The sequence below is a fragment of the Parabacteroides hominis genome (assembly GCF_014287585.1).
In the GTDB taxonomy this organism is placed as follows: Bacteria; Bacteroidota; Bacteroidia; order Bacteroidales; family Tannerellaceae; genus Parabacteroides; species Parabacteroides hominis.
The window spans coordinates 49,668-61,493 of sequence record NZ_JACOOJ010000012.1 but is presented as its reverse complement, the minus strand read 5'-3'; the positions used below and the strand labels follow the sequence as shown (position 1 = coordinate 61,493).

At 47.9% G+C, this 11,826-nt stretch carries 11 protein-coding genes; 3 read left to right on the top strand and 8 right to left on the bottom strand.

Translation table 11 applies throughout. The features are described 5' to 3' along the window. Positions 1 to 31: 31 nt before the first annotated feature. The 5 genes from H8S65_RS08895 to H8S65_RS08875 form a co-directional block, all read right to left on the bottom strand. Positions 32 to 766, bottom strand: a complete 735-nt coding sequence (locus H8S65_RS08895) for a NigD1/NigD2 family lipoprotein (RefSeq protein ID WP_186929639.1) — start codon at positions 764 to 766, stop codon at positions 32 to 34. Positions 767 to 855: 89 nt separating this feature from the next. Further along, positions 856 to 1,989: a lipid-A-disaccharide synthase gene (lpxB, locus tag H8S65_RS08890; protein ID WP_186929638.1), complete on the bottom strand. Its 1,134-nt coding sequence runs from the start codon at positions 1,987 to 1,989 to the stop codon at positions 856 to 858. A gap of 74 nt (positions 1,990 to 2,063) precedes the next feature. After that, positions 2,064 to 2,840 (bottom strand): 5'/3'-nucleotidase SurE, encoded by a 777-nt coding sequence (gene surE, locus H8S65_RS08885; protein WP_186929637.1) that lies wholly within the window; start codon positions 2,838 to 2,840, stop codon positions 2,064 to 2,066. 289 nt (positions 2,841 to 3,129) lie between these two features. After that, the gene (rprY, locus tag H8S65_RS08880) at positions 3,130 to 3,861 is read right to left on the bottom strand and encodes a response regulator transcription factor RprY (RefSeq protein WP_005634267.1); all 732 of its coding nucleotides are present in this window, start codon (positions 3,859 to 3,861) and stop codon (positions 3,130 to 3,132) included. A 2-nt stretch (positions 3,862 to 3,863) separates the two neighbouring features. After that, positions 3,864 to 5,417, bottom strand: a complete 1,554-nt coding sequence (locus tag H8S65_RS08875) for a sensor histidine kinase (RefSeq protein WP_186929636.1) — start codon at positions 5,415 to 5,417, stop codon at positions 3,864 to 3,866. 314 nt (positions 5,418 to 5,731) lie between these two features. Here H8S65_RS08875 and glsA point away from each other — a divergent pair, with 314 nt between their 5' ends. Continuing rightward, positions 5,732 to 6,556, top strand: a complete 825-nt coding sequence (gene glsA, locus H8S65_RS08870) for a lyso-glycine lipid O-acyltransferase GlsA (protein WP_186929635.1) — start codon at positions 5,732 to 5,734, stop codon at positions 6,554 to 6,556. A gap of 13 nt (positions 6,557 to 6,569) precedes the next feature. Next, positions 6,570 to 7,535: a glycine N(alpha)-acyltransferase GlsB gene (glsB, locus tag H8S65_RS08865; protein ID WP_186929634.1), complete on the top strand. Its 966-nt coding sequence runs from the start codon at positions 6,570 to 6,572 to the stop codon at positions 7,533 to 7,535. 81 nt (positions 7,536 to 7,616) lie between these two features. On the opposite strand, the gene H8S65_RS08860 is transcribed toward glsB, so the two are convergent. Further along, on the bottom strand, positions 7,617 to 8,201 hold the full coding sequence (locus H8S65_RS08860; RefSeq protein ID WP_186929633.1) for a DUF3109 family protein: 585 nt from the start codon (positions 8,199 to 8,201) through the stop codon (positions 7,617 to 7,619). Positions 8,202 to 8,294: 93 nt separating this feature from the next. Continuing rightward, on the bottom strand, positions 8,295 to 9,812 hold the full coding sequence (gene gpmI, locus H8S65_RS08855; RefSeq protein WP_186929632.1) for a 2,3-bisphosphoglycerate-independent phosphoglycerate mutase: 1,518 nt from the start codon (positions 9,810 to 9,812) through the stop codon (positions 8,295 to 8,297). Between the two features lie 110 nt (positions 9,813 to 9,922). Between gpmI and H8S65_RS08850 the strand changes: the two genes are divergently transcribed. Then, positions 9,923 to 10,621 carry a M48 family metallopeptidase gene (locus tag H8S65_RS08850; RefSeq protein WP_186929631.1) on the top strand — a complete coding sequence of 233 codons (699 nt, stop codon included), beginning with the start codon at positions 9,923 to 9,925 and terminating at the stop codon, positions 10,619 to 10,621. A gap of 56 nt (positions 10,622 to 10,677) precedes the next feature. Here the strand turns inward: H8S65_RS08850 and H8S65_RS08845 are convergent, their stop codons facing one another. Beyond that, entirely contained in the window at positions 10,678 to 11,577 is a 900-nt protein-coding gene (locus H8S65_RS08845; protein WP_186929630.1) for an Rpn family recombination-promoting nuclease/putative transposase, read from the bottom strand. Positions 11,578 to 11,826 lie beyond the last annotated feature (249 nt).

The window sequence follows — 11,826 nt, the reverse complement described above, 5'->3', positions numbered from 1 at the left end:
TGATAAAAATAAAAGTTATGTGGGAAGGTTATTATTCTTCTGTATCTACCGTATCTTTTGATTTATAGTCCAACTCGACAGTGTTGTAGTCGTTTGAAACGAAAGATTTATATTTGATCTTCAACTTCACCGTCTTGCCTTCCGTGCTCGGCAACTTATCCAGTTTGAAGGAAACCAGGCCGGCTGAAGGTCTGATAGACGAGTCGATATCGCCATAGGCATTATGGCGGAACTCCAGTTCATACGGATCGGCACTGTTTGCCTGTACCAAGTTTAGGAAATGCTTGACATTGTCGTTGTAGCCTCTTTGGATATAGAAGTCGAACGTGATATATCCGTCCTCGATCCACACACCGGTCTTAGACCAAATGCTACCGCCATTCAAGGCCAACATGTCCGTTCCGTAGTAGGAATCGTTCTCCGCTCCCAGATCAGGGGCAATCTGTTTTGTCAGAAGGGTGTCCATTCTCAGCAATTGAACAGACTGATCATAGCCCTCGGTCTTCTTCTCGTCATTCTTATATATAACGAACGCGCGGATTTCTTTCAAATTCTCAGGCGTATATGAGTTTGTCGGAAACAGCGTCGTACTATCGTCGAGCTGCATGTAGTAGGAATTATTGCTCAATGGCTTTACCGTCACAATCGCTTGGATACTATCTCTCCAAAACTCGCTATAAGCATCGTTATCATCCAAACAAGAATAAAAAGCTGTAGAACCTAACAAGATTCCAACCAATAGCATAAAACTTTTCAACGTCTTCATAACATGTATCTAATTTGTTTATTTTTTCTTTCTAAAAAGGAAGATGATAAACACGCTGTAAATGCTGCAAAGAAGGCTGATAAAAGATGTTAATGCTTCAGTGATTGATAGATAAGCTCCGCTGTACGGCGGGAAGCGCCAGGTTTTCCGAGCAGGCGGATAATCTCGTCGTAGCCGTCGAGCATGCGGTTGCGACAGGCCGGATCGTTCAGGACACGTCCCAACTCGTCGTGTATCTGGCCGTATGAAAACCGGGCTCCGAACAACTCCTGCACCACTTCGCGTCCGGCTATCAGGTTGACCAGCGAAATGTATTTCGTATGGAAGAAATGGCGGAAAATAAAACTTGCCAGCCGACCGGCCGCAACATAATAGCAGACGACTTGCGGCACACGGAAAAGCGATGTTTCGAGCGTAGCCGTCCCCGATGTGACCAGCGCCGCATCACTATGGCTGAGGAGAGGATAGGTTTTGCCGAACACGATCTTGACATCCGTATCGCCGATATATTGCCTGTAATATTCAGGTTCCAGGCCGGGAGCACCGGCAATTACGGGTTGGTGGCCCGGATAGGCGGCTGCCACCCTTAGCATGGTCGGAAGGTTGTCTTTGATCTCCTGGCGGCGGCTACCTGCCAACAACGCCAGTACGGGGCGTTCGTCCAGTTGCTCGTCCTCGCGGAAAGTGTCCGGTGCGGCCGCCTGTTTCTCCATATAGCAGGCAACCGAATCTACCGAAGGATTGCCCACATAGTCCACCGGATAGTCGAGGTTACGGAAAAACTCCACTTCGAAAGGCAGGATGCAGAACATCCGGTCCACATAGCGGCGGAAATCCTTGATACGGTACTGCTTCCAAGCCCATATCTTAGGAGAGATATAATAGTAGACAGGCAGCCCCAACTGCGTCTTTACATATTTGGCTATCTTCAAATTGAACCCCGGATAATCGATCAGGATCACCACATCGGGCCTGTACCGCCGGATTTCCTCCTGGCAGGCTTTCATGTTGTCCAGGATCGTACGGAGATTGAGCAGTACGGGGATAAAGCCCATGAAAGCCATATCCCTGTAATGTTTCACCAGCGTCCCTCCGACTGCCTGCATAAGATCGCCGCCCAGGAAACGAAAGTCCGCTTCCGCATCCTGCTCCTTCAGTGCTGCCATCAGGTTGGAGGCATGCAGATCACCGGAGGCTTCGCCCGCTATTAAAAAATATTTCATATTTTTTCAGTTGAGAGTTGAAAGTTGAAAGTTGAGAGTTAAAAGAGTATCAGCATTGTCGGCTTTTCCAACTTTCAACTCTCAACTTTCAACTGATTTTTTAGCGTTGCTAAAAAATCATAGTCCGTCACGTCTATCTTGCAAGGGACAAGCGAAGCGTAGCCGCTGTCGAGCGCCAATGTGTCGTTGTCGGCATGGATCGGCTTGGCATTCTCGAATGCGCCGGCAAGCCAGAACACAGGTTCGCCCGTTGCGTTTTCCGACCGTTTGAATTCATTGGTCCAGCGCCCGTCCGCCTGCCGGCATACCTTCATCCCTTTTACGTTCGGGACATTGGGGACGTTCAGATTCAGATAAGTGCCATGCGGCAACCCTTCTTTTATGATCCGCCGTGCAAGCATGCGCCCTAAGCGGCAGCTCTCGGTAAAGTCGGCATCCGCATGGTGGTCCAAAAGCGACACGCCCATCGAGGGAACATCGAACACGCATCCTTCGGCAGCCGCACCCATCGTACCGGAATACTGGATGCAGATGGCATGGTTGCCGCCATGATTGATCCCGGAGGCCAGCAGGTCGGGCTTGCGCCCCAACACCTCGTTGATAGCCAGTTTCACACAATCGACCGGAGTCCCGGTACAGCTATAAACCGTCAGTCCTTTTTCTTTCTTTACCAATGTATATTTAATCGGTACGAGCGAAGTGATTGCGCTTGCCATTCCCGAACGGGGCCCGTCGGGAGCAAAAACCACAATATCCCCCAGATCCCTGAGGCACTCGGTGAGCTCTTTTATTCCTTTGGCTTCAACGCCATCATCATTTGTAATCAGAATAAGCGGTCTGTCGTTCATCATATCTTTATTTAATTACACACAAATATAAGCAAATTCCCAGAGTTCCCCGCATGCCCCGATAGTTTCCCCTGCGTGAAAATAAAGTTTCACCAGCAAGAAAATAAAGTTTCATCGGCATGAAACAAAAGTTTCACAGGCGGGAAACACAAAGAAACCAACGAGGGAGACGGGCTTCCGTCACCATTCCCCCATATAAAAAGCGCAGACTAACGCAGACTTACCCTTTATAGATAATAACATCTGCGTTACTCTGCGCTCGTCCGCGTTGTTTGCGTCCGGTAAACTCTGATTAAAGAACCTGGATGCCTTCTTCACGGGCAGCTTCTTCTCCGGAAGGAGTGATCAGCTTGTAGCCCTTACCGTGAATGTTGATGATTTCGATTCCCGGATCGTCCTTCAACAGTTTACGAAGTTTCGTGATATATACGTCCATGCTGCGGGCATTGAAGTAGTTATCGTCTACCCAGATTGTCTTCAGCGCATAATTACGTTCCAAGATTTCATTTGCATGTGCGCAAAGGAGACTCAGAAGTTCGCATTCCTTAGTTGTCAGCTTCGTAACCTTGTCGCCGATAGCCAGTGTTTGTTTCTGGGTGTCGAACAAGAAGTTTCCTAACTTGTAGAAAGGAATATCTTTCATCTTCTTGCCTTTCACGCGGCGAAGGATCGCTTCGATACGGAGCAAGAGTTCTTCCATGCTGAAAGGTTTCGTCAGATAATCATCCGCACCGATTTTGAAACCTTCCAGGATATCTTCCTTCATAGTCTTGGCCGTAAGGAAGATAACAGGGATATCAGGGTTGATAGAACGGATTTCCTGAGCCAGAGTGAAGCCGTCTTTTTTCGGCATCATCACGTCAAGTACGCAAAGGTCATATTTGCCTTTGGTGAAACCTTTGTAACCGGCTTCTCCATCGGAGAAGAGGTCAGTCACATAACCTTTTGCCTGCAAGTATTCTCTTAATAGCATACCCAGGTTCTCGTCGTCTTCGCAAAAGAAGATTTTTAGTTTTTCTTCCATAACTAACTTTTTATAAGAGGTAAAGTAATAATAAATTTTGTTCCTACATTTCCGGAACCACTTTCGGCACGGATCGTACCTTTATGGTCCTCTACTATTTTACGGACGTAAGCAAGTCCGAGCCCGAACCCTTTCACGTCGTGTACGTTTCCTGTCGGTACGCGGAAGAAGCGGTCGAATACTTTCTTGAGGTATTCTTTCTTGATCCCGATACCGTTGTCCTCGATCGATATCAACAACTTGCCGTTCTCGTTCCAGGTGCGGCACATCAGCGTCAGCGGTACTTCGAGGCGGCGATACTTCACGGCGTTGTCCAGCAGGTTGAACAGTACGTTCGTGATGTGCATCTCGTCCACGTATATGTCCGAGTCTTCCGCCTGCAAGTCGATGTCGATCGTGCCGTCATACTTCTCGACCTTCAGGGCGAATGTATTGGCAACGCTTGCCAGCAAATCGTTCGCATCCACCTCCTTCAGCTTGAGGGCTGCTTTCTGACGTTCAAACAGCGACATTTGCAGAACCTTTTCCACCAGGAAGCCCAATCGCTTCGTCTCGTCGTTGATCACGCCCGATATATGCTTGAACACGTCGGGGCTCTTCGTGATGTCCGAATCCTTCAACATCTGCGCGGCAAGCGAGATGGTCGAAACCGGTGTCTTCAGTTCGTGCGTCATATTGTTGATAAAATCATTCTTCATTTCCGAAAGTCTCTTCTGACGGAATACGATATAAATGGTAAAGATAAACGTTACCAAAAGTATCAGCGAGAAGATGATCGACGGTACGATAAATGTTACAGAACTTGAAATATAATCACCCTTCGTCGGGAAATACACTTTCAGGTAATTCTGTTTCGAAGGAGGATCGTTGGGAAATAACACCTGCTGAATCACGTCCGACACAGGAGGAATCTCTCCGTTCTGATACACTATTTTCCCATCTTTGTTAATAACAGCGAAGATGAACGGCAGGTTCAATCCGTTGTTAATAAATTCTGATTTTAAGTAATTATTCAGCTTTTTAAAATCTATCCTTTCTTCGATCGGCTTCAGGTTTGCCGTATGCAAGATATTCAAGATCACTTCGTTAAACAACCCGCTCTGATACTGGTAGCGGCGTTTCAACGTTTGCTGCAAATCCTTTGATGTACTGACGATGCTGTTAGGCGCTTTATTGCTGCCCAGCGAAGAGAGCGGTTCGAGCTTTCGTGTCCGGATGTCGCTATGGAACTCGATATGTTCTACGGTCCCGTCGGCATTGGTGAACTGCATCTTATATTTTTTCTCGGTGATGATTCCAGCGCCGAGGTTGCTCTGTTCGTTCTGGTATAGGTAATTGTTGGCCTCGTCACGGCTGAGATCTTCTTCCAGATACCGGGCCGTTTCGTCAAGCTCCAGGTTTTTCGAGACTTGGTGCATCGATCGTTTGACAGTTTCATTGAACTGCTCGCTACTTTTCTTGAGTATGATGCTTACATATTTTACCTGCAAAAAGAGTAAACCGGCAAAGGCAAAAGCCATCACCACCGCAAGCAACCAAATCGTAGACTTCCTCATATCAATAAATCTCTCGTTTTAATGCCACAAATAACGCGTCTTTTAATTTAATATTTACACAAAAAAGGTAAAAACAGAACGCCTTAAGTGTTAAAAATATATTACTAAGAGGTTGCAAATCTCTTTCTATCTATTTTTAAACTAATGCTTTACACCTCTTCACGAGTGTATCATCAGGCCCTGCACGTACCGTACTAACTAATAAGAACAGAAATGCAACGTGAATTGTTGTAGCCAACACTTAAAAACTTTTCCCGAAAGCATTGACTTTTAATTATTAACCCTATCTTTGCCTCCCGTAAGAGTTACGTGAAATGACACAAGAAGGTATTACACAGATAGACATCAAACAGGTATTACAGCAAAAGGCGCCTTCGGCTGCCCGTAAGATTCCCGGCTTTGTGGTCCGCTATCTGATCCGTACTGTTCATCAGGATGAGCTGAACGACATCCTCCGCCGGTATCACGATAAAGACGGGGTAGCGTTCATGCAGGAGTTGATCGGATATTTTGACTTGAACCTGGAATTGGTAAATGAAGAGAATATTCCTGCCGAAGGGCGGTACATATTCGCCTCCAACCATCCGTTAGGCGGGTTGGACGGTATTTGCCTGTCGGCCGTTATCGGCGGGCGTTTCGACGGGAAGATCCGCTACTTAGTGAATGACCTGCTGCTCTACCTGTCCAACCTGAGGTCGATCTTCGTCCCCATCAACAAACACGGGACACAGGGAAAAAAGAACGCCGAGCTGATCGAAAAGGCTTATGCTTCGGACAACCAGATCATCACTTTCCCCGCCGGCTTATGCTCGCGCAAGCAAAACGGGAAGATACAGGACACCGAATGGAAGAAGTCGTTTATCCAAAAGGCCGTGGAATACCGGCGGGACGTCGTACCGGTGTTTTTCGAAGGGCGCAACTCTAACTTTTTCTACCGTCTCGCCAACCTGCGGAAAGCATTGGGCATAAAGATGAATTACGAAATGATCTACCTGCCCGACGAGATGTTTAAAAGTAAACACAAGACATTCCGTATCCATTTCGGGAAGCCGATTCCCTGGCAAACCTTCACGGACAGCCGTAAACCGGCAGAGTGGGCAGAGTGGATGAAGGAAGTCGTCTATAATCTAAAGAAATAATTGATTTTACTATATGCAAGACATTATCAAACCGATTGACCGTGCTCTCCTGAAAGCTGAACTGACCGGGGACAAGAAGCTGCGGAGAACCAACAAATCCAACAATGAGATATACATTGTCACAGCCCACGACTCTCCCAACGTGATGCAGGAGATCGGGCGACTCAGGGAAACCGCTTTCCGGTACTACGGAGGCGGGACCGGCTTTCCGGTCGATATCGACGAATACGATACGATGGACGATGCTTACCGCCAACTTATCGTGTGGAGCCCTGAAGACGAACAGATTTTAGGCGGTTACCGCTTCCTCTGCGGTTCGGATGTAAAATTCGACGAAGCCGGCAAGCCTGTTTTAGCGACTTCCCACCTGTTTAATTTCTCCGATACGTTCAATAAAGAATATTTGCCGTACACGGTCGAGTTGGGCCGTTCGTTCGTGACGTTGGAATACCAGTCGACCCGCTGCGGCAGCGCAAAGGGGTTGTTCGTGTTGGACAATCTTTGGGACGGCTTGGGGGCTCTTTCAGTGGTGGACCCCAGCTTGCAGTATTATTTCGGGAAGGTGACGATGTACAACACCTACAACTCCGAAGCCCGCAACATGATCCTGTATTTCCTGAACATGCACTTCCCCGACCCGGAGAAACTGATCACTCCTGTCTATCCTTTGGAAACAGGCACGGACCTGGAAAAGATGCAGGAGCTTTTCAAGTATGACAACTTCAAGGACAATTATAAGGTGTTGAACCAGGAGGTCCGCAAGTTCGGCATCAATGTGCCGCCGTTGGTCAATGCTTATATGAGCCTCTCCCCTAAGATGCGCGTATTCGGCACGGCTATCAACCATGAGTTTGGAGAGGTGGAAGAGACCGGCATCCTGATCGCCATCGACGAGATCCTCGAAGACAAAAAGAAGCGTCATATCGAGACCTATCTGAACGAGGAAGGCAAATCGGCCGACTTGATACGCAATAGTTGAAACGGTATATAAAGACATACGAAGAGCCAGGTACGCGGATGGACGGATCCGCGTACCTGGCTCTTTTATATTAGCCTTAGATTACTCTTCGCTCTTCTGTTTCTCCCACTCTCCGGCAATCTCTTCGAGCGCGTCGTACCATTCCTTTCCGAAACGGCGGATCAGCGGTTCTTTCAGAAACTTATAGACCGGGAGTTTTTCTTTCTTACCTAACACCTCTGCGGCTTTGCAGATATTCCAGCGATTGTAGTTAACCGCTTCGAACGTATCGTATTTTTCCACGCGGACCGGATAAAGGTGACAGGAAACAGGCTTATAGAAAGACAGTTTGCCTTCACGATAAGCCTTCTCCACCGCACATTTGCAAGTTCCGTCCGCATCGTAGCAAGTAAAAACGCAGTCCTTGCCGTTTACGATAGAGGTCACCAAGTCTCCCTCTTCATCAACATAGGCAACGCCTTGTTTCTCGATGATCTCCCTGGCTTTCGGCGCCAGGTCGTTCCAGATAACCGGAAGGGCCTTTTCCAGTTCGCCCACCTCTTCCTCCAGCAGGGGTGCACCGGAATCACCTTCCACACAGCAAACACCTTTGCAATGGGACAGATCGCATAAAAACTGTCGTTCGAGAACGTCGAGGCTGACCAGGGTATTGTCTATTTGAATCACTTCTTAAATTGAAAATTAAAAATTGTATCTTTTCTCTCTTTTGCCGGGGGATTAATCCCCCGGCAAGGGATTGATTTCTCAAATTCTTACTTCTTAATTTCTAATCAAGTCATGTCCTGTCATATCAGCCGGCTGCGCCATGCCTAAAATGTGCAGGATAGAGGGAGCGACGTCGGCCAGGACACCGTTTTCTACTTTTGCATTTTTGTTTTCTGTTACATATACAAAAGGGACAGGGTTCAGGGAGTGGGCCGTGTTGGGAGTGCCGTCTTCGTTGAGCGCGTGATCGGCATTGCCGTGGTCGGCGATGATGATTACTTCATAACCGTTGGCCTTGGCTGCTTCAACCGTGTCTTTCACGCAGTTGTCGATAGCCGTTACCGCCTTTTCGATCGCGCCGTAGATACCGGTGTGGCCTACCATGTCGCCGTTGGCATAGTTCACGACGATGAAGTCGAACTTCTGCGTATCGATAGCCTCAACCAATTTATCTTTTACTTCGTAAGCGCTCATTTCCGGCTTCAGGTCGTAAGTGGCGACTTTCGGGCTCGGAACCAGGATGCGTTCTTCAGCTTCGTACGGAGTTTCGCGGCCGCCGTTGAAGAAGAAAGTCACGTGAGCATACTTTTCCGTTTCGGCGATATGAAGCTGAGTCTTCCCGTTTTCAGCCAGGTATTCTCCCAATGTGTTCTGGACGTTTTCCTTGTCGAACAGGATATGAACGCCTTTGAAAGAAGCGTCGTACGGAGTCATGCAATAATACTGCAGGCCGGGGATCGTGTGCATCCCCTGTTCCGGCATATCCTGCTGGGTCAGCACGACGGTCAATTCTTTTGCACGGTCGTTACGGTAGTTGAAGAAGATCACGACATCGCCTTCTTTGATCGTACCGTCTACGGTAGCGTTGTTGATCGGCTTGATAAACTCGTCGGTCACACCTTCGTCATACGATTCCTGCATAGCCTGAACCATGTCGGTAGCCTGTTTTCCCTTGCCTTCAACAAGCAGGTCGTAGGCTTCTTTCACGCGTTCCCAACGTTTGTCGCGGTCCATTGCATAGAAACGACCGACGATGGATGCGATCTTTCCGGCAGACTGTGCACAGTGGGCCGTCAGTTGTTCGATAAACCCTTTACCGCTTTTCGGGTCTGTGTCGCGACCGTCCATGAAGCAGTGGATGAAAGTATTGTCGATTCCGTATTCCTTGGAGATATCGCAAAGTTTGAACAGGTGGTCGAAAGAACTGTGTACGCCACCGTTGGAGGTCAACCCCATGAAATGGATGTTTTTGCCGTGTTCTTTGGCGTAAGAGAAGGCAGAAACGATTTCAGGGTTCTTCATGATGCTGTTGTCGGCACAGGCACGGTTGATCTTCACCAAGTCCTGGTAAACGATACGTCCGGCCCCGATATTGAGGTGTCCGACTTCAGAGTTACCCATTTGTCCGTCAGGCAGCCCTACGTTTTCACCGCTTGCCTGTAACTGTGAATGAGGATAAGTGGCCAGCAGGCTATCCCAATAAGGAGTGGGAGTGTTAAAGATTACATCGTCTTTACCTTGATCGCCGATACCCCAGCCGTCAAGAATCATTAAAAGGGCTTTCTTGCTCATGATTGCTTAATTTATTATATTGTTTATACTCATTTTCGTTATCCGGGCGCAAAGATAATCAATTTCAACCATATATTGTTTGCCCATAAAATATTACTTTTGCAAACGAAATGGAAAAGACGATACAAGACAAAGAGCTGGGAACCATCCTCCTCCGCACCAGTCCCCGCGCTACCCGCTATACGCTGAAAATCTCCAAAGGGACGATTACGGCTACCATGCCTCCGGGGGGCAACGAAGCGCGTATGCTGGCTTTCATCCGCGAAAACAAGGAAAAACTTCTCATAGCCCTTGCCAAACATCCCGCCCGCCCGCTCCTGACGGACAAGACGGAGATGCAGACCGCAACGTTCCGCCTCCATATCTTCCGCACCGACCGGGCTAACTTCTATATGAAATTAGACAACGGCATCCTGCACATCGCCTGCCCCGCACAGACCGGCTTTACCGACGAACGTGTACAAAAACTTCTGAAAGATTTCCTCGAACAGGCTCTCCGGCACGAGGCTCGCCGCCTATTGCCTTCGCGGTTGCTCGACCTCGCCTCCCAGCACGGTTTCACCTGCACAGGTGTAAAGATATTCAACAGCAAAAGCCATTGGGGAAGTTGCACGACACGCCGTAGCATCAACCTTTCCCTCTCCCTGATGCTCCTGCCCTGGCCCCTGATCGACTACGTCCTCCTCCACGAACTTTGCCACACCATAGAGATGAACCACAGCGACCGTTTCTGGGCGTTGATGGACAAGGTCACGGACGGGAGAGCGTTAGAGCTGAGGAAGGAGCTGAAGAAGTATCATATGCTGTAAGCCGGATTGCCTTTAGTTTAAACAACCCGGCCGGTCCAATGATGAGCATTAACAGGTTATAACCCGCTAACTTCTTTTACCGACAAACCGGTACATTGTGCAATCGTTTCGACATTGATCCCCTGCTTTTTTAAATTGGCAGCGATAAGGCGTTGTTCCTCGGCTTTTCCTTTTTCTTTTCCTTTTTCCATCCCTTTTTCCATTCCGTCTTCGAAGCTGGTGTCGAGGGCGGCGGATAGGTCACGTTCGACGGAAAGGCTAAGTTCGTATTCCAGGCGTTGGTCGGGCGTCATGCGCTCTACCTCCACGATGCTTTTCAGCTTGCGGAATATCTGATTGTTCAGTTCTTTCGGTAATCGTTCCATGATCTCGATGTTGTTTAAGACATATAACCACTTCTTATAAAGCGTGTCGCACTCCGACAAAGGTAATACAAATTTCGGCATTTCGATATAGATTTCGTTGAGTGTTTCGCTGAAGGGGAGCTTTAACTCACGGTCCATGCGCACGACATCCCAGCGGTATTTATCCGGACGGGACGGGTCCATCACGTAGTTAAGGATGCACACGACATATACCTTGCTGATCTGGTAGTTCCAGCGTTTGCGGACTACTTCGTCCGGCTCCTTTTCGAGCCTTTCCTTTACGATCATGGATTGTTGCTGGATTGCAAACGAGGCGTAGTACAACACCCTGTCGGAGAAATACTTCTGCCGGCTTTTCTGCATCTCGACAATAAAGACTTCCCCCTTTTCATTCTCGCAGAAGATGTCGAAAACAGCCCGGCGCTGGTCTTGTTTCAAACCGAGCATCTCGACATTGCGAAACGTGATGTCGACGATTACTTCCTGTTGGATTACTTCATTGAGGAAACTGATGATAAGATCTTTGCTTACTTCACTGCCGAAAATCTTTTTCCAGCCGTAATCAGAGAAGGGATTGATAAATTTGTCCATAATTAATTGTTTTAGTTGCAACTGTTATTACTACGACGACAAATATAGGTAAATATATCGTAAATAAAAGGCAAAAGGTCAATTATCTTTCCTATTTCTTTTTACAACGAATCCCCTGCAATCAGTGACTACAGGGGATTGTTTTTTGTCTGCTTCGGTCTTCACAGAGGGAGAGCAGATGAACTTTTTTTAATTTCATTACTTTAGTATTAATATTCATCGCTTGTTCGCCCTCGCGGGGTAATTGCC

Bases quoted from the DNA above. Each gene is read 5' to 3' on its own strand.
- H8S65_RS08895 (WP_186929639.1), bottom strand. From the start codon at position 766: ATGAAGACGTTGAAAAGTTTTATGCTATTGGTTGGAATCTTGTTAGGT.
- lpxB (WP_186929638.1), bottom strand. From the start codon at position 1,989: ATGAAATATTTTTTAATAGCGGGCGAAGCCTCCGGTGATCTGCATGCC.
- surE (WP_186929637.1), bottom strand. From the start codon at position 2,840: ATGATGAACGACAGACCGCTTATTCTGATTACAAATGATGATGGCGTT.
- rprY (WP_005634267.1), bottom strand. From the start codon at position 3,861: ATGGAAGAAAAACTAAAAATCTTCTTTTGCGAAGACGACGAGAACCTG.
- H8S65_RS08875 (WP_186929636.1), bottom strand. From the start codon at position 5,417: ATGAGGAAGTCTACGATTTGGTTGCTTGCGGTGGTGATGGCTTTTGCC.
- glsA (WP_186929635.1), top strand. From the start codon at position 5,732: ATGACACAAGAAGGTATTACACAGATAGACATCAAACAGGTATTACAG.
- glsB (WP_186929634.1), top strand. From the start codon at position 6,570: ATGCAAGACATTATCAAACCGATTGACCGTGCTCTCCTGAAAGCTGAA.
- gpmI (WP_186929632.1), bottom strand. From the start codon at position 9,812: ATGAGCAAGAAAGCCCTTTTAATGATTCTTGACGGCTGGGGTATCGGC.
- H8S65_RS08850 (WP_186929631.1), top strand. From the start codon at position 9,923: ATGGAAAAGACGATACAAGACAAAGAGCTGGGAACCATCCTCCTCCGC.
- H8S65_RS08845 (WP_186929630.1), bottom strand. From the start codon at position 11,577: ATGGACAAATTTATCAATCCCTTCTCTGATTACGGCTGGAAAAAGATT.